The organism is Micromonospora sp. NPDC049171 (assembly GCF_040648275.1).
Lineage (GTDB): Bacteria > Actinomycetota > Actinomycetes > Mycobacteriales > Micromonosporaceae > Micromonospora.
In genome coordinates, this window is record NZ_JBEZDJ010000035.1 from 57,452 (window position 1) to 72,527 (window position 15,076).

Here is a 15,076-nt window from a genome sequence, read left to right on the forward strand (position 1 = left end):
GCTCAGGCGGGCCAGGTGCCGCTGGTCAGGAAGCGTCCGACAGTGGCCAGGTGTGGCGTCAGGTCGAGGCCCTGGGCGGTCACCCAGTCGTCGGAGTAGTAGGTGTCGGCGTACCGGTCACCGGGATCGCAGATCAGGGTGACCACCGAGCCGGTCCGGCCCTCGGCGAGCATCCCGGCGATCAGGCCGAACGCTCCCCACAGGTTGGTGCCGGTGGAGCCGCCCACGCGACGCCCGAGCACCGCCGACCCGGCGCGCATCGCGGCCAGTGACGCCGCGTCCGGCACCTGGACCATCCGGTCCACCACCGAGGGCAGGAAGGACGCCTCCACGCTGGGCCGGCCGATCCCCTCGATCCGGGACCCCTTTCCGGTACGCACCGACCAGTCGGCGGCCAGCCAGGCCGGATAGAACGCCGAGTTCTCCGGGTCGACAACGCAGAGCTTGGTGTCGAGCCGGCGGTACCTGGCGTACCTGCCGATTGTCGCGCTGGTGCCCCCGGTGCCGGCGCCCACGACGACCCAGGCCGGGATGGGGTGCCGTTCCAGCTCCAACTGCGCGTAGATCGACTCGGCGATGTTGTTGTTGCCCCGCCAGTCGGTCGCCCGCTCGGCGTAGGTGAACTGGTCCATGAAGTGCCCGCCGGAGTCCTCCGCGAGCCAGCGCGCCTCGACCACCACTGTCGCGGGGTCGTCCACCAGGTGGCACCGGCCGCCCTGGAACTCGATCTGCGCGATCTTCTCGGGCGAGGTGGAGGCGGGCATCACCGCGATGAACGGCAGACCGAGCATCCGGGCGAAGTACGCCTCGGAGACCGCCGTTGAGCCCGACGACGCTTCGACGATCGTGGTGCGTGGCCCGATCCAGCCGTTGCACAGCCCGTAGAGGAACAGCGAGCGGGCCAGCCGGTGCTTCAGCGAGCCGGTGGGGTGGGAGGACTCGTCCTTGAGGTAGAGGTCGATCCCCCATTCCCGGGGCAGCGGGAACGGCAGCAGGTGGGTGTCGGCCGAGCGGTTCGCGTCCGCCTCGACGGCGGCGATGGCCTCCGTCACCCAGGTCCGGCTGGCCGCGTCGCACCGGTCGTGATGTGTCACGCCGGAAACGTAGCAAGCAGGCCAGCGGGGGTCGGCGCCGGTCCGGACCGCCTGTGACGCGGGCCGGCCACCCCAGGGGTACGCGGCGGTCAGTCCGCCGGTGGACCGACCGGCTGTGGGCGGTTCTCCCATTTGGTGGAGAGCGCGATGGCGGTGCGGGTGGAGGCGACCCCCGGGGTCCGGTTGAGCCGCACGATCAGCTGCTCCAACTCGGCGATCGTGCCAACCCGCGCCTTGAGCAGGAACGACTCCACGCCGGCCATGAAGTAGCAGGACTCGATCTCGGGCAGCACCCGCAGCGACTCGAGCATGTCGTCGCTGTCGGCGCCGGAGTCTTCGACGATCCCGATCAGCGCGGTGACGCCCAGCCCGATCGCCTCCGGGGCCACGTCCGCGCGGTAGCCCCGGATCGCGCCGCTGCTCTCCAGCTTGCCGACCCGCTCGTGTACGGCCGGAGCCGAGAGGCCCACCTGTCGGGCCAACTCGGCGTACGACAGGCGGGCGTTGCCGCGCAGCAGGTCGACGAGGCTCAGGTCGATGGCGTCCACGGAGAGTGACCTTAACCGGTTACGCGTAACGCGACGCCTTCGGCATCCGTTGGACGGAGCAGTGGGTAACTGTTCACAAACCGACAGTCAAGGCAGGGGTTCCGCCCGTACCATTTACTAACTTCCCAGTCAGTGCATTTTTCGCGTTTGGCGGACAGGCCAGTCTCCTGGTGCTGTAATTGCCATACGTCCCTCATGACGGCTCTGGGCTCGCACCAGCCGGGGGCAGTGTGTTCAGCCAGGGGCTTCGTCGACGCGAGGAGGGGGCTGTGGACACTGGAGATCGCCTGCTGACACCGGGTGAGGTCGCCGCGCTGTTTCGGGTGGACCCGAAGACTGTGACGAGATGGGCGGCGGCCGGCCGGATAGGAAGCATCCGGACTCCAGGCGGGCATCGCCGGTTTCGGGAATCCGAGGTGCGAGCCCTGCTTGAGGGGGAGGGCATGCTGGACGAGGTGGACGAGGTCGGAAAGCCACGCAATGTGGGGCCGGCCGCATCCACCGGGCCGGGTCCGGCCAACGCCGGCATGTACTGAACTGGTGCGGACAACGACCACGCGGACCGGACACCAGTCCGGTCCGCGTCCCACTTCGGCCGGCCGGGTGGCATGACGCGCGTTGAGCGCGACAGCTCAGCTCCGGGCCGCGCCGAGTTGGCCGGCCCACCTTCGGAACAGGGTGTGCGGGACGCCGAGCGCGTCCAGCACCTTGCCGGCCACGAAGTCGACCAACTGCTGGGCGCTGGCCGCCGCGCCCGCCCCGTAGAAGCCGGGGCTGGCCGGTAGCACCACCGCGCCGGCGTCGTGCAGCGCGATCAGGTGCTCCAGGTGACTGCGGGTCACCGGTGTCTCCCGGGGGACCACCACCACCGGCCGCCGTTCCTTGAGGTTGACCTCGGCGGCGCGCTGCAACAGGTCCTTGGAGAGGCCGATCGCGATGCCCGCGCAGGCTGCCGTGCTGGCCGGGACCACGGCCATCCCGCGTACCCGGTAGGAGCCGCTGCTCGGCCCGGCGGCCAGGTCGCCGGCCGGCCAGTGCCGTATGTCCGCTCCGGTCAGGTCCCGGTCGAGCCAGCCGGCGAGATCCTCGGCCCAGTGTCCGTCGCGAAACGGTCGGCCGGTCTCGTCGAGCACGGTGAGTCGTGCCGCCCGGGACACGATCAGGTCCACCGACTCGCCCGCGTCGAGCAGGCCCGCGATGACGGCCGCCGCGTACGGCGTGCCGGAGGCCCCGGAGACCCCGACCACCCATGGTTCCCGCATGCCCCCAGCCTGCCTGGTCCGGCCGGTCCGCTGGTGCGCACCCCCGGGATCCTCCGTCCGGGCCGCCTCAGGCCCGCAGGTCGAGCCGGATCACCAGGTCGAGCAGGGCGAAGACGAACAGCGCGATGCCGACGAACCCGTTGGCGGTGAAGAACGCCCGGTTGACCTTACTGAGATCGGTCGGGGTGACCACCAGGTGCTGGTAGCCGAACGCCACAGCCGTCAGTGCGAGCCCGATCCACCAGAGCCAGCCCAGGCCGATCAGCCCGCCGAACCAGATGAACAACGCGAAGGTCACCACGTGCGCGACAGTGGAGGCGTGCAGCGCGAAGCGGCGACCGTAGCGCGCGGGCACGCTGTGCACGCCGATCTCCCGGTCGACCTCGGAATCCTGGCAGGCGTAGATCAGGTCGAACCCGCCGATCCACAGCCCGACCGCGGCACCGAGCAGCCACGCCGGCCAGGAGCCGTCCAGGGTGCCGGTGACCGCCAACCACGCGCCTACCGGGCCGACCGCCTGGGCGATCCCGAGGATGGCGTGCGGCCAGTTGGTGAACCGCTTGGCGTAGGGGTAGACGACCAACGGCACCACGGCGAGCGGCGCGAGCACCAGGCAGAGCGGGTTGAGCAGGGCGGCGGCGGCGAGGAAGACCACCACCGCGACGGCCGCGCCGGTCCAGGCCGTCCGCACGCTCACCGCGCCGGTCACCAGTTCCCGGTTGGCGGTACGCGGGTTCCGCGCGTCGATCCGCCGGTCGAGGATCCGGTTGGCGGCCATCGCGAACGTCCGCGCGCCGACCATCGCCACAGTGATCAGCAGCAGGTCCCACCAACGCACGTGCCCGCCGTTGACCTGCATCGCGGTCAACGCGGAGAGAAACGCGAACGGCAGCGCGAACACCGAGTGCTCGATCTTGACAAGCTCCAGAAAAGCCCGAACCCGCCCCCGCTCCGGCTCCGGCTCCGGCCTTCTTGCACTTTCCGTCGGGGCAGAAGGGGCGGAAGGGGGCGAATCAGGGACCGAAAGTGCGAGATCGCGGGGGTTGTCTGCGGCGGCCATCAGATCCCGTACTCCTTCCAGCGCTTGTCGACCAGGGCCGTGACCTCGGGGGCCATGCTCATCTCCTCCGGCCAACCGCGGGTGTAGCCCTCGGTGGGCAGCTTGCGGGTCGCGTCGACGCCCGCCTTGCCGCCCCAGAACTGCTGGTACGACGAGTGGTCGAGGTGGTCCACCGGGCCCTCGGTGAGCAGCAGGTCGCGGGCGTAGTCGACGTTGCCGAAGGCCCGGAAGGCGACCTCGTTGTAGTCGTGCACGTCGCAGTCCTCGTCGACGATCACGATCAGCTTGGTCAGCGACATCAGGTGCGCGCCCCAGATCGCGTTCATGACCTTCTGCGCGTGCTTCGGGTAGCGCTTGCGGATCGAGACGATCGCGCAGTTGTGGAAGACACCGGCGGCCGGCAGGTCGTAGTCGACGATGTCCGGGATCATCAACTTGAGCAGAGGCTGGAAGATCCGCTCGGTGGCCTTGCCGAGCCCGTGGTCCTCCTGCGGCGGCTTCGAGGTGACGATCGAGTGGTAGACCGGCTTGCGCTGCATGGTCATCGCCTCGATGTGCAGCACGGGGAACGGCTCGACCGGGGTGTAGAAGCCGGTGTGGTCGCCGAACGGCCCCTCGGGCAGCCGCTCACCGGGCTCCAGATAACCCTCCAGCACGATCTGCGCGTGCGCCGGCACCTGCAACGGCACGGTGAGGCAGTCGACCATCTCCACCCGCTCGCCGCGCAGGAACCCGGCGAACAGGTACTCGTCGATATCGCCGGGCAGTGGGGCACTGGCCGCGTACGAGACGACCGGGTCGCAGCCGATCGCGATCGCGACCGGCAGACGCTGCCCGAGTCGCTCGGCGACCGCGTGGTGGGCCGTCGAGTCCTTGTGGATCTGCCAGTGCATGCCCAGGGTGTTGCGGCCGTGCTGCTGGAGGCGGTAGAGGCCCAGGTTGCGCTTGCCGGTCTCCGGGTGCTTGGTGTGGGTCAACCCGTAGTTGTGGAAGATCCCGCCGTCGTCGGGCCAGACCTGCAACCCCGGCAGCCGGTTCAGGTCGACGTCGTCACCCCGGTAGACGACCTCCTGGCAGGGTGCGGTCTTCACCTTGCGCGGCGGCACCGACTTGAGCTGCATGACCTTGCCGAGGCCCTCCCGGATGCCGGACCAGCCGACCGGCAGCTCAGGCTTGATCAGCGCGCCGATCCGGGCACCGATCTCGTCCAGCGAGTCGACGCCAAGGGCCATCGCCATCCGCTTCTCGGTGCCGAACAGGTTGATCGCCACCGGCATCTCGCCCCGGGTCGGACGCTCGAAGAGCAACGCCGGCCCGCCGGCCCGCACCGTGCGGGTGACCACCTCGCTGATCTCCAGGGTGGGGTCGACCGGGACGTCGACCCGGCGCAACTCCCCCGCGCGCTCCAGCGCCGCGAGGAAGTCCTTGAGATCGGTGTACGGGAAGCCACGAGCCGCCATACCGCCCAGTCTCCCGCACCGACTCCCGAGCGACCCAAGCCGGGTGCTGTGACGCTCGCGATGACCAGGGACCCAGCGGCCAGCCGGTCGCCAGCGCGGGCGACACCGCACGCACCCTCCGCGCCGCACGCACCTTCCGCGCCCTCCGCGCCGCAAGATTCACTCGGGTTTCAGGAAATCGGGGTGTCCAACGGCCTGGGATGGCCCGACTTCCTGAAACCCGAGTGGATCAAGGGCCAGGGCCGAGAACTCGCAGGCATGGCAGGCGGTCGAACGGGTAGCCGGGCAGCCCGGCGGACGGCGGCAGCCCGGCGGCGGACGGACGGGCGCGGCGGGAAGTGGCGGCGGACGGGCAGGGACGCGGACGGCGGCGGGCGGACCGCGCCCTGCGGGAAGCCGACGCGGACGGGGCAAGGACGCGGACGGGCAAGGACGCGGACGGGCAGGAACGCGGACGGGCGGACGGGGGCGGCGATGAGCGGTGAGCGGGTTCCGGCGGGGTTCAGCGAGCAGCGGGCGCGGGTCGGCCAGATCGCCATGAACTACGTTCGGGGCGGCAGCGGCCCGCCACTGGTGCTCCTGCACGGGTACCCCCAGTGCTGGTACATGTGGCGGCACCTGCTGCCCGAGTTGGGGCGTTCCTTCGACGTGGTCGCACCCGACCTGCGCGGCTTCGGGGGCAGCGACGCCCCGGCCGACGGCTACGACAAGAAGACCGCCGCAGCCGACCTGCACGGACTACTTGACCAACTTGGCCTGGTCGGCGACCTCCGGCTGGTCGGGCACGACCTGGGGACCATGGTGGCGTACGCGTATACCGCCGCCCATCCGCAGCGGGTGAGTCGGCTGGTGCTCACCGAGGCGCCGATCCCCGACGAGAGCATCTACACGTTCCCCGCGCTCACCTCGGCCGGGCCGGGGGTGTGGAACTTCGGCTACTTCTCTCTCGGCAACGGGCTCCCGGAGGAGCTGGTCAAGGGGCGGGAGTCGCTCTGGGTGGACAGGTTCACCGACGCCCTCATGGTGCGCAAGGGCAGCATCGCCGCGCCGGACATCGAGGAGTTCGCGAGTCACCTGCGCGACCCGGCACATCTGCGGGCCAGCTTCGCCTACTTCCGGGCGTTCGAGCAGGACATCGCTGACAACGCGGCGTACCGGGGCACGAAGCTCACGATGCCGGTGCTGGCCGTCGGCGCGGCGGCCAGCCTCGGCGGGCAGATCGCCGAGCAGGTCCGCCGGTACGCCGACGACGTGCGCGGTGAGGTGATCGAGGACTGCGGGCACTGGCTGTACGAGGAGCGCCCGGACGAGATGCTCGCTCTGCTGCGCGACTTCCTTCGGGCGACCTGAGCAGGGTCCGCGGGTGTCCTCGGTCAGGCAGCCGGCGTCCAGGCGTAGGGGGCCAGTGGCGGGTCGAGCGGTGCCCGGGTGAGCCGGTTGGCAAAGGTGGACATGGTGTACGCGCCGACGCCGAACACCACGTCCAGCGCGTGCCGGGGCTGGTAGCCGGCGGCCAGGAAGTCGTCCATCTCGTCGTCGGGCACGCCGCCCCGGTGGTCGAGCACGGCCAGCGTGAAGCGGCGCAGCGCCTCCAGGCGCGGGTCGGGCAGTACCGAGCCGGCACGCAGCGCCGTGATCAGCTCGGGGGTCGCGCCGAGTTGGGTGAGCTTGCCGGTGTGCAGGGCGACGCAGAAATGGCATTCGTGACTGGTGGAGACCGCCAGGATGACCACCTCCTGCTCCAGCGGGGCGAGGTCGGTCTGCTCAAAGCCCGCGCTGGCGGCGAGGAAGCCGGTGAGCAACTGTGGCGAGTTGGCTATCAGCGCCACCGCGGTGGGCAGCCAGCCGAACCGGCCGCGTACTCCCTCGATGGGCCGACGGGCGGCGGCGGGTGCGGTCTCAGCGGTGTGGGCGGTGAAGACGGACATGGTTACCTGCTTTCCAGAGTCTGGATCGGGGCACGTTACGATAGTCAACGTGGTTGACGAAATAGTAAACGTGGTTGTCGAAGATGGCAACCGCTGATCCCGCGCGTCCTGGCTTCGCGCTGCCGCTGCTGCTGCTGGCCGGCTTCCGGACGCTTATCGACGACCTGCACGCCGAGCTGGCCCGGGAGGGGCATCCGGAGCTGCGACCGCTGCACGGATTCGTGCTCCAGGCCGTCGGCGCGGACGGCACCACCGCCACCGAGCTGGGCCAGCGGCTGGGTATCTCCAAACAGGCCGCAGGGAAGACCGTCGATCGGCTGGTCGCCGTCGGCTACCTGGAGCGGGTCGACGACCCCACCGATGCCCGACGCCGACTGGTCCGGGTGACCCCGCGCGGTGCCGACGGGTTACGCCGCTCGGCCGAGATCTTCGACCGGCTGCGCGCACAGTGGGCCGAGACCCTCGGCCCAGCACGGGTCACCGCCATGGAGGACGACCTCCGCACGATGGCCGCCGCCAACTGGTTCCGGCTCGACGTGCCAGGCTGGTTCGGAGGCTGATCGCGACCACGCCACCGCAAGATCCACTCGGGTTCCATGAAGTCGGTTGCATCCAGCCCGCCGGACACCGCGACTTCCTGAAACCCGAGTCGATCAACGGCAGACAGCCGGGCGCGGGACACCCCCACTGCGCAGACCTGGGCCCGAGTCAAGCGCGGCGGACACATCTCACCGATCCTGGCGCATCGACGGGGCGTCAGAGCAGGGTGAGTGCATGTCGGACGCCTACGTTGTCGGTGACCCGGACGGGTTGTCGCCCCTGCTGGTCGAGCTGCGCGACACCGTCGCCCGGGAGCTGCACGCCCAACTGGCCCTGCGCGGCGAACGGATCGAGCTGGCCGACGTGCCCGGGGTGTCCTACCAGGTCACCATCCAGGTCGAGCGGGCCCTGCGCGCCTGGCAACCGGATCGCGAGCCGTGACCGGCCCGCACACCGCCCACCGGCCCGCGCGCCGCCTACCGGATCAGTCCAGCCCGCCGTACGAGTGCAGGCCGGTGAAGAAGATGTTCACGCCGAACAGGTTCATCAGCATGGTGAGGAAGCCGAGCACCGCGAGCCAGGTGGCCACGTTGCGCTTGACGCTTGGCGTGGCGCGGGCGTGCAGGTAGCCGGCGTAGACCACCCAGGAGATGAACGCCCAGGTCTCCTTCGGGTCCCAGCCCCACGGCCGACCCCAGGCCGCCTCGGCCCAGATCGCGCCGGCGATGACCGCGAAGGTGAAGACCGGGAACGCGAACGCGTGCAGCGCGAAGGTCAGCCGCTCCAGGCCGACCGCGCCGGGCAGCCGCTTCGCCAGGGTGTACGGGAAGCTCCGCTTGCCCTGCTCGTACCCGTTGCGCATCAGGAAGCCGACCGCCGGCACCGCGCCGAGCAGGAAGATGCCGGACGCGAAGACGATTGTCGAGACGTGGATGACGAACCAGTACGAGTTCAGGGCTGGCACCAGCGGCACGATCGGCACGTACAGGACCAGCTCGGCGGTGGCCACCAGCAGCACCATCACCAGGGTGAGGAACAGCCCGAGCTTACGCAGCGACGGCCGCTTCCAGAGCACCACGAGCCAGGCCGCGACCCCGATGAACGTCACCGTGAGCACGAACTCGTACATGTTGCCCCAGGGCATCCGGTCCGCCGCGAGACCGCGGGTGACAAGCGCCGCGAGGTGCAGCACGGCGGCGAGCGCGGTGGCCCCCACCGCGACCAGGCCGGCGATTCGCGCCCGCCGGGCCGAAGCGTCGGCCGACGGCGGGACCGGCGCGGGCGACTTCGGGGTGACGCCGCCGCCACCGCCGACTCCCGCACCCACCAGCTCGCGGGCGGGCGACGCCACGGCGGCGCGGGTACGCGCGTTGCCCAGCGCGTACTCGACGGCGTGGCTGATCATCGCGATCAGGTACGTCAGGATCGCGAAGGTCACCAGATTGTCGGAGAGCGCGGACATCACTCGGTCCCTTCTCGCACACCGGCCCGGTCGCTGGAGTCAGCGTCGGTGCCAGCCCGCTCGGCAGCCCGGTCGGCACCGCTCACAGCGGTGACGAGCTGGGCGAACTCGTCGGCGAACCCTGGATAGTCGGTGCGCGGCAACCCACCGGCCTCCACCAAGCTACTACCGTCCGTCGGAGATCCGTTCGCGGGGTCGCCCGGCACCACCCGGAAGAAGACCCGGCGACGTCGCCCGAACAGCGAGCCCATCAGTCCGACCAGTAGGACAGCGCAGCTGAACAGCAGCGGGGTCGCTCCGGGATCGTGCCGGATGGAGAGGGTGACGTACCGCTCGGTGCCCAGGAACTCGACGGTGGAGCCGTCGTCCAACGTCCAGGTCTCGCCCTTGCGGAGCAGTTTGGTGCCGACCTCCTTGACCTTGCCGGTCCGCACCTGTCGCTGGTCGAGTTGGTAGATCGAGCCGGGGATACCGGCGTCGCGACCGAGGTTGCCCCGGTAGGCGACCAGGTTCAGCACCGGGTTGCGCTCGGCCGGGTACTGCGAGCGCACGAACGGTGCCTGCTCGGGTGCCGTAGGCAGGTAGATGCCGGTGAACGCCATCTGTTGATCGGGTGCGCGCTGACCGGTGGCCGGGTCGACGTTCGCGTCCGCGAAGGCCGCCAGCCCTTCGCTGGTCAGACCCATGTCGCCGGTGGTGAGGAACGGGTCGTCACTGAGTTGGCTGTTGCCGAACCGGTCGGTGTAGCGGATCACCGGGGCGTACCCGTGGCCGAGCAGGTAGACGCTCGCGTCCGTCAACCGCAGCGGCGAGTTGACCGAGAAGTCCGCGCGGCGGGTCGGCTCGTCCGGGCCGTCGACGGTGACCGTGGCGTTGAAGGACTCCGGCTGGCCGGACGGCAGGAACCGGGCCTGGAAGTCGTCCAACCGCAGGCAGAAGCGGGGCAGGTCGGCGCTGTCCACCCGGGGGCCGAGCTTCGCCTCGGCGTACTGCTGGCGGGTGTTGCAGAAGGTGTTGTCCTTGCCCGCCACCAGCAGCCGGTTGCCGCTCCAGCCGTACCAGGAGCCGAGCCCGACGCCGATCAGCACCGCGATCAGCGAGAGGTGGAACAGCAGGTTGCCGGTCTCTTTCAGGTAGCCCTTCTCGGCCGAAACCTCGTCGCCGCGTACCTCGACGCGCCAGCGGCGCTTGCGCAGCACCGCGGCGATCGCCGCGGTGCCACCCGGCGGCGCGGGCAGCACGGTGTGCTGCGGCAGCCGGGCCATCCGCTTCGGCGCGGCCGGCGGCCGGGCCCGCAACGCCCGGAAGTGGTCGCGCAGGCGGGGTGTGATGCAGCCGATCAGGGAGGTGAACAGCAGCAGGTAGATCGCGGAGAACCAGACCGAGCCGAAGACCTCGAACGCGCCGATCCGGTCCAGTCGGGGGGCCCAGTCCGGGTGGTCGACGAAGTACTGGTTGACCTTCTCCGGGCTGATCCCCCGCTGCGGCAGCACCGAGCCGGGGATCGCGGCGACCGCGAGCAGGAAGAGCAGGATCAGCGCCGTACGCATGCTGGTGAGCTGCCGCCACGAGTTGCGCAGCAGGGCCAGCAGCCGGTTGGGCCGGCGCCGGGGCGCCGGGGCCACGGTCTCCGGTCGGTCGTCGACGACAGTCATCAGATGCTCACCTCGCCCACCCCGACGGTGGTCTGCAACCAGATCACGAAGCTCTGCCATCCGCCGGTGACCAGCGCCAGGCCGATCAGGATGAGCAGGGCGCCGCCGACCCGGGTGACCCAGCGGCTGTTGCGCCGGACGGCGCGGAAGACCCCGAGCAGGCGCTCGAAGCCCAGCCCGAAGACGATGAACGGTATCCCCAACCCGAGGCAGTACGCCACGGCGAGCACCACCGCGCGGTCGCTCTGCCCGCTGGCGGTGGCCATGCCCATCACCGCGCCGAGCGTCGGGCCGGTGCAGGGCACCCAACTGAGGGCGAAGACCGCGCCGAAGACCGGCGCGCCGAGCAGCCCGGCCGACGGCAGTCGGGAGATCCGGAACTCGCGTTGCAGCGCGGGGATCATCCCGAGGTAGCTCAACCCGGCCACGATGATCAGCACGCCGACGCCGATCTGCAACTCGCGCTTGTAGTCGAAGAACACCCGGCCGATGCTGGCGAAGAGGATCGCGGTGGCCACGAAGACGACGGTGAACCCGCCGATGAAGAGCAGCGTGCCGGCGAGCACCCGGCCCTTGACCGCGCCGACCCGCGCGACCCGCTCCTTGACCGCGACACCGCCGGTGGGCGGTGGGGGCTCGGCCGCCGGTCGTCGGCCCTCCAGGTCGGCGCCGGCCAGCCCGGTGACGTACGAGAGGTAACCGGGGACGAGCGGGAGCACGCACGGGGACAGGAAGCTGACCAGGCCGGCGAGCGCCGCCGCGCCGATGGCGAGCAGCAGCGGCCCGGTGAGGGCCAACTCCCGGAAGGTCTCGCCCATCAGCCCGACGCCGGCTTCTCGGCGGCGATCCGTTCGACGAAGGGCATCAGCTCGTCCTTTGTCACGGCACGACGGATCACCACCGCGATCCGGCCCTCGCGGTCCAGCACCACTGTCGCCGGGACGAAGTTCGGTGGGATGTCCAGGGCGAGCGCGGTCCGGCTGGACGGGTCGAACAGGCTCGGATAGGTGACCCGGCCCTCCTCGAAGGCCTTGGCCTTGTCCCGTTCGTCCTGCACGTTGGCGCCGAGGAAGGTCACCCCGGAGCCCTTGGTGGCCTGGTAGACGGCTTCCAGATCGTCCGCCTCGGCACGGCACGGCGCGCACCAGGAGCCCCAGAAGTTGATCACCATCACCTGGCCGCGTGCCTGACTCACGTCGTAGGTGCCGCCGGCGAGCAGCTCACCGGCGAGTTTCGGAGGTGCCGAGCGCTGGTCGGGTGCGCACTCGATGATCCCGTCGGTGGTCGTCGCGCAGGTCTTCTCCTGCCCCTTCGACGTGCAGCCGACCAACGCCACCGCGGCGACGGTGGCGAGCAGGCCGGCGGTCCACCTCCGGGCGTTCATCAGGCCCCCTTGGCCGTCCGGGCGGTCGCGGAGAGAGCGATCAGGTGCGCGGCCGGCTCGCTGTAGCCGATGCCCGCCACCTTCGCGCCGTCGAAGTGGAACGAGGTGAGACTCGCCAGCCCGCACTGTCGCTTGCGCGGGTCGTGCCAGAGCCGCTTGCGCTCGACGTGGCGGCGCAGCGTCCAGATCGGGAGCTGGTGCGACACCAGCACCGCCTCGCGTCCCTCGGCGGCGACCCGCGCGGCGTGCACGGCGGCGAACATCCGCTCGGCGATCACCCGGTACGCCTCGCCCCAGGACGGGGTGACCGGGTCGCGCAGCACCCACCAGTTACGCGGGTCGCGGAACGAACCGTCACCCGGGGACACCTTCTTGCCCTCGAACCAGTTGGCGCTCTCGATCAGCCGCTCGTCCACCCCGACCGGCAGCCCGAACTGGGCGGCGATCGGCTCGGCGGTCTGCTGGGCGCGCTCCAGTGGACTGGCCACCACGTGCACGATCTCCCGCTCGGCCAGGCCCTGCGCGGCGGCCTTGGCCATCTGCACGCCCAGCTCGGAGAGGCGGAAACCGGGCAGCCGGCCGTAGAGGATCTGGTCGGGGTTGTGCACCTCACCGTGCCGGAGCACGTGGACCACTGTCTTGCTCAAGGTTTCTTACCCCCCGTGACCAGCCCAGCCGCTGCCGCCGCGTTGGCCGCCGTGGGCAGCGCCGCGGCGATGTGCTCCAGAGCGGCGTCGTCGATCGCCGCCGACACGAACCACGACTCGAACGCGCTCGGCGGCAGGTAGACGCCGGCGGCGAGCATCGCGTGGAAGAACGCCTTGAACGCCGGCACCTGCTGGGTGCGGGCGCTGTCGTAGTCGACCACGTCGGCGTCGGTGAAGAAGATCGAGAACATGCTGCCCGCGTACGACAGTCGGTGCGGGACCCCGGCGGTGGCCAGCGCGTCGGACGCCAGCTTGCCCACGACGGCGGCCGTGTCGTCGAGCTTGCGGTAGAGCGCGTCGTCGGCGAGCCGCAGCGTGGCCAGGCCGGCGGCGCAGGCCAGCGGGTTACCGGAGAGGGTGCCGGCCTGGTAGACCGGGCCGGCCGGGGCGAGTCGCGCCATGATGTCCGCACGCCCGCCGAAGGCGGCGGCGGGCAGGCCACCACCCATGACCTTGCCGTACGTCCACAGGTCGGCGTCGGAGGCGTCGAGGCCGTGCCACCCGGCGCGGGAGACCCGGAACCCGGTCATCACCTCGTCCACCACGAGCAGGGCCCCGTGCGCGTGCGCGATCCGGGCGAGTTGCTGGTTGAAGCCGTCGCGGGGGGCGACCACGCCCATGTTGCCGGCGGCGGCCTCGGTGATCACCGCGGCGATGTGCGGGCCCTCGGCGGCGAATGCCTCCTCGACGGCCCGGATGTCGTTGTACGGCAGGACGATCGTCTCGCTGGCCGCCGCGCCGGTGACGCCGGGCGAGTCGGGCAGGCCCAGGGTGGCCACGCCGGACCCGGCGGCGGCGAGCAGCGCGTCGACGTGGCCGTGGTAGCAGCCCGCGAACTTGACGATCTTGGAGCGGCCGGTGAAGCCACGGGCCAGCCGAATCGCCGACATGGTGGCCTCGGTGCCGGAGTTGACCAGCCGGACCTGCTCCATCGGGGTCCGGTCGACCAACTCGGCGGCCAGCTCCACCTCACCCGGGGTGGGGGTGCCGAAGCTGGTGCCCCTGGCGGCGGCGGCCTGCACGGCGGCCACCACCTCGGGATGCGCGTGCCCGAGGATCAGCGGACCCCACGAGCAGACCAGGTCGACGTAGCGGCGACCGTCGGCGTCGTACAGCCACGGGCCCTCGCCACGGACCATGAAACGCGGGGTGCCGCCGACCGCCTGGAAGGCGCGCACGGGGGAGTTCACCCCGCCCGGCACGATGGCGCGGGCGCGGTCGAACAGGGCCTCGGAGGCCGGTGCGTCGGCCGGGTAACGGCCGGAACCGGCGGGAAAGATGTCGGTCACGATGCCGCCATTGTGTCAGCGCCACACGGCCAACCAGCAGCCACCCCGCGGTGGGGTTACCGGGCTCACCCCGGGCCGGCGTCGCGTCGGCGGCGGCAGCGCGGGGCCCGTGACCTCGGTGGGCGGCGGCTGACGGCCTCAACAGGCCGGGCCGGGCAGATCGCGCTAGGCTGACCGGGTGGATCGTGCCGAACTGTCCATCACGCTACACCGGACGGGCGACGAAGCAGTGCTGCGCCTGGCCGGTGAGATCGACATGCTCACGGCCGCCCAGCTCTCCACGGTCGTCAACGAGGTGCTGGCCGACCCACCCCCGCGGATCGTGCTCGACCTGGGTGGGGTCACCTTCTGCGACTCGCAGGGCCTGGGCACCCTGGTCGTGCTCAGCCGCAAGGCCAGCCACGCGCAGAGCCTGCTGATGCTGACCCACGTGGGCGACTTCCTGATCCGCGTCCTGGACATCACCGGCCTCCGCAGCGCCCTGATGATCCGCAACGACCAACCCACCGGCTAACCCCACCCCCCTCCCCTCCCCTCCCCTCCCGGCCCCCTCCCCCTCCAGTGACCTCGTTGATCATGGGGTTATTGCCATCCGCCTCGGCTTGGGGTCAAGGGGTGAGTGCAATCGTTAGGTAGCGATGAGGTGGTCCAGGCGTTCGGCTGGGGTTGCCCAGTCGAGCGTCTGGC

General features: G+C 70.8%; 17 protein-coding genes. 5 read left to right on the top strand and 12 right to left on the bottom strand.

Annotated features, from left to right (window positions below; all coding sequences use genetic code 11):
- Nucleotides 1-2: 2 nt before the first annotated feature.
- Both AB0B14_RS32610 and AB0B14_RS32615 read right to left on the bottom strand, forming a co-directional pair.
- Entirely contained in the window at nucleotides 3-1,094 is a 1,092-nt protein-coding gene (locus AB0B14_RS32610; RefSeq protein WP_357525895.1) for a PLP-dependent cysteine synthase family protein, read from the bottom strand.
- An 89-nt stretch (nucleotides 1,095-1,183) separates the two neighbouring features.
- A complete protein-coding gene (locus tag AB0B14_RS32615; RefSeq protein ID WP_357068708.1) occupies nucleotides 1,184-1,642 on the bottom strand; it encodes an Lrp/AsnC family transcriptional regulator in 459 nt (152 codons plus the stop codon).
- A 269-nt stretch (nucleotides 1,643-1,911) separates the two neighbouring features.
- Between AB0B14_RS32615 and AB0B14_RS32620 the strand changes: the two genes are divergently transcribed.
- The gene (locus AB0B14_RS32620) at nucleotides 1,912-2,178 is read left to right on the top strand and encodes a BldC family transcriptional regulator (protein ID WP_007454516.1); all 267 of its coding nucleotides are present in this window, start codon (nucleotides 1,912-1,914) and stop codon (nucleotides 2,176-2,178) included.
- 96 nt (nucleotides 2,179-2,274) lie between these two features.
- Here the strand turns inward: AB0B14_RS32620 and AB0B14_RS32625 are convergent, their stop codons facing one another.
- The 3 genes from AB0B14_RS32625 to AB0B14_RS32635 all read right to left on the bottom strand — a co-directional run bounded on the left by AB0B14_RS32625 (nucleotide 2,275) and on the right by AB0B14_RS32635 (nucleotide 5,424).
- Nucleotides 2,275-2,904: a UbiX family flavin prenyltransferase gene (locus tag AB0B14_RS32625; protein WP_357525897.1), complete on the bottom strand. Its 630-nt coding sequence runs from the start codon at nucleotides 2,902-2,904 to the stop codon at nucleotides 2,275-2,277.
- A gap of 67 nt (nucleotides 2,905-2,971) precedes the next feature.
- Nucleotides 2,972-3,964 carry a menaquinone biosynthesis prenyltransferase MqnP gene (gene mqnP / locus AB0B14_RS32630; RefSeq protein ID WP_357525899.1) on the bottom strand — a complete coding sequence of 331 codons (993 nt, stop codon included), beginning with the start codon at nucleotides 3,962-3,964 and terminating at the stop codon, nucleotides 2,972-2,974.
- Nucleotides 3,964-5,424: a menaquinone biosynthesis decarboxylase gene (locus AB0B14_RS32635; protein ID WP_357525901.1), complete on the bottom strand. Its 1,461-nt coding sequence runs from the start codon at nucleotides 5,422-5,424 to the stop codon at nucleotides 3,964-3,966. The genes mqnP and AB0B14_RS32635 overlap by 1 nt, the downstream gene beginning before the upstream one ends.
- Nucleotides 5,425-5,898: 474 nt before the next feature.
- On the opposite strand from AB0B14_RS32635, the gene AB0B14_RS32640 reads away from it, so the two are divergent.
- Nucleotides 5,899-6,774: an alpha/beta hydrolase gene (locus tag AB0B14_RS32640; RefSeq protein ID WP_357068717.1), complete on the top strand. Its 876-nt coding sequence runs from the start codon at nucleotides 5,899-5,901 to the stop codon at nucleotides 6,772-6,774.
- A gap of 23 nt (nucleotides 6,775-6,797) precedes the next feature.
- On the opposite strand, the gene AB0B14_RS32645 is transcribed toward AB0B14_RS32640, so the two are convergent.
- Nucleotides 6,798-7,352 (bottom strand): carboxymuconolactone decarboxylase family protein, encoded by a 555-nt coding sequence (locus tag AB0B14_RS32645; protein WP_357068720.1) that lies wholly within the window; start codon nucleotides 7,350-7,352, stop codon nucleotides 6,798-6,800.
- Nucleotides 7,353-7,435: 83 nt separating this feature from the next.
- On the opposite strand from AB0B14_RS32645, the gene AB0B14_RS32650 reads away from it, so the two are divergent.
- A complete protein-coding gene (locus tag AB0B14_RS32650; RefSeq protein WP_357068722.1) occupies nucleotides 7,436-7,912 on the top strand; it encodes a MarR family winged helix-turn-helix transcriptional regulator in 477 nt (158 codons plus the stop codon).
- 214 nt (nucleotides 7,913-8,126) lie between these two features.
- Nucleotides 8,127-8,333: a hypothetical protein gene (locus AB0B14_RS32655; protein WP_357068724.1), complete on the top strand. Its 207-nt coding sequence runs from the start codon at nucleotides 8,127-8,129 to the stop codon at nucleotides 8,331-8,333.
- A 43-nt stretch (nucleotides 8,334-8,376) separates the two neighbouring features.
- Here the strand turns inward: AB0B14_RS32655 and ccsB are convergent, their stop codons facing one another.
- From ccsB to hemL, 6 genes are read right to left on the bottom strand one after another with little or no spacing between them, the layout of a single operon-like run.
- A complete protein-coding gene (gene ccsB, locus AB0B14_RS32660) occupies nucleotides 8,377-9,354 on the bottom strand; it encodes a c-type cytochrome biogenesis protein CcsB (protein WP_357068726.1) in 978 nt (325 codons plus the stop codon).
- Nucleotides 9,354-11,009: a cytochrome c biogenesis protein ResB gene (locus AB0B14_RS32665; RefSeq protein ID WP_357525903.1), complete on the bottom strand. Its 1,656-nt coding sequence runs from the start codon at nucleotides 11,007-11,009 to the stop codon at nucleotides 9,354-9,356. Before AB0B14_RS32665 ends, ccsB begins: the two co-directional genes overlap by 1 nt.
- Nucleotides 11,009-11,827: a cytochrome c biogenesis protein CcdA gene (locus AB0B14_RS32670; protein ID WP_357525905.1), complete on the bottom strand. Its 819-nt coding sequence runs from the start codon at nucleotides 11,825-11,827 to the stop codon at nucleotides 11,009-11,011. Before AB0B14_RS32670 ends, AB0B14_RS32665 begins: the two co-directional genes overlap by 1 nt.
- The gene (locus AB0B14_RS32675; protein ID WP_357068732.1) at nucleotides 11,827-12,393 is read right to left on the bottom strand and encodes a TlpA disulfide reductase family protein; all 567 of its coding nucleotides are present in this window, start codon (nucleotides 12,391-12,393) and stop codon (nucleotides 11,827-11,829) included. The genes AB0B14_RS32670 and AB0B14_RS32675 overlap by 1 nt, the downstream gene beginning before the upstream one ends.
- Entirely contained in the window at nucleotides 12,393-13,040 is a 648-nt protein-coding gene (locus AB0B14_RS32680) for a histidine phosphatase family protein (RefSeq protein ID WP_357525907.1), read from the bottom strand. The genes AB0B14_RS32675 and AB0B14_RS32680 overlap by 1 nt, the downstream gene beginning before the upstream one ends.
- Nucleotides 13,037-14,389, bottom strand: coding sequence for a glutamate-1-semialdehyde 2,1-aminomutase (gene hemL / locus AB0B14_RS32685; protein WP_357068737.1), 1,353 nt, complete (start codon nucleotides 14,387-14,389; stop codon nucleotides 13,037-13,039). The genes AB0B14_RS32680 and hemL overlap by 4 nt, the downstream gene beginning before the upstream one ends.
- A 178-nt stretch (nucleotides 14,390-14,567) precedes the next feature.
- On the opposite strand from hemL, the gene AB0B14_RS32690 reads away from it, so the two are divergent.
- Nucleotides 14,568-14,903, top strand: coding sequence for an STAS domain-containing protein (locus AB0B14_RS32690; RefSeq protein WP_007454492.1), 336 nt, complete (start codon nucleotides 14,568-14,570; stop codon nucleotides 14,901-14,903).
- The last annotated feature ends 173 nt before the right edge of the window (nucleotides 14,904-15,076 follow it).

Bases quoted from the DNA above. Each gene is read 5' to 3' on its own strand.
- AB0B14_RS32625 (WP_357525897.1), bottom strand. From the start codon at position 2,904: ATGCGGGAACCATGGGTGGTCGGGGTCTCCGGGGCCTCCGGCACGCCG.
- mqnP (WP_357525899.1), bottom strand. From the start codon at position 3,964: ATGGCCGCCGCAGACAACCCCCGCGATCTCGCACTTTCGGTCCCTGAT.
- AB0B14_RS32635 (WP_357525901.1), bottom strand. From the start codon at position 5,424: ATGGCGGCTCGTGGCTTCCCGTACACCGATCTCAAGGACTTCCTCGCG.
- AB0B14_RS32640 (WP_357068717.1), top strand. From the start codon at position 5,899: ATGAGCGGTGAGCGGGTTCCGGCGGGGTTCAGCGAGCAGCGGGCGCGG.
- AB0B14_RS32645 (WP_357068720.1), bottom strand. From the start codon at position 7,352: ATGTCCGTCTTCACCGCCCACACCGCTGAGACCGCACCCGCCGCCGCC.
- AB0B14_RS32650 (WP_357068722.1), top strand. From the start codon at position 7,436: ATGGCAACCGCTGATCCCGCGCGTCCTGGCTTCGCGCTGCCGCTGCTG.
- AB0B14_RS32655 (WP_357068724.1), top strand. From the start codon at position 8,127: ATGTCGGACGCCTACGTTGTCGGTGACCCGGACGGGTTGTCGCCCCTG.
- ccsB (WP_357068726.1), bottom strand. From the start codon at position 9,354: ATGTCCGCGCTCTCCGACAATCTGGTGACCTTCGCGATCCTGACGTAC.
- AB0B14_RS32665 (WP_357525903.1), bottom strand. From the start codon at position 11,009: ATGACTGTCGTCGACGACCGACCGGAGACCGTGGCCCCGGCGCCCCGG.
- AB0B14_RS32670 (WP_357525905.1), bottom strand. From the start codon at position 11,827: ATGGGCGAGACCTTCCGGGAGTTGGCCCTCACCGGGCCGCTGCTGCTC.
- AB0B14_RS32675 (WP_357068732.1), bottom strand. From the start codon at position 12,393: ATGAACGCCCGGAGGTGGACCGCCGGCCTGCTCGCCACCGTCGCCGCG.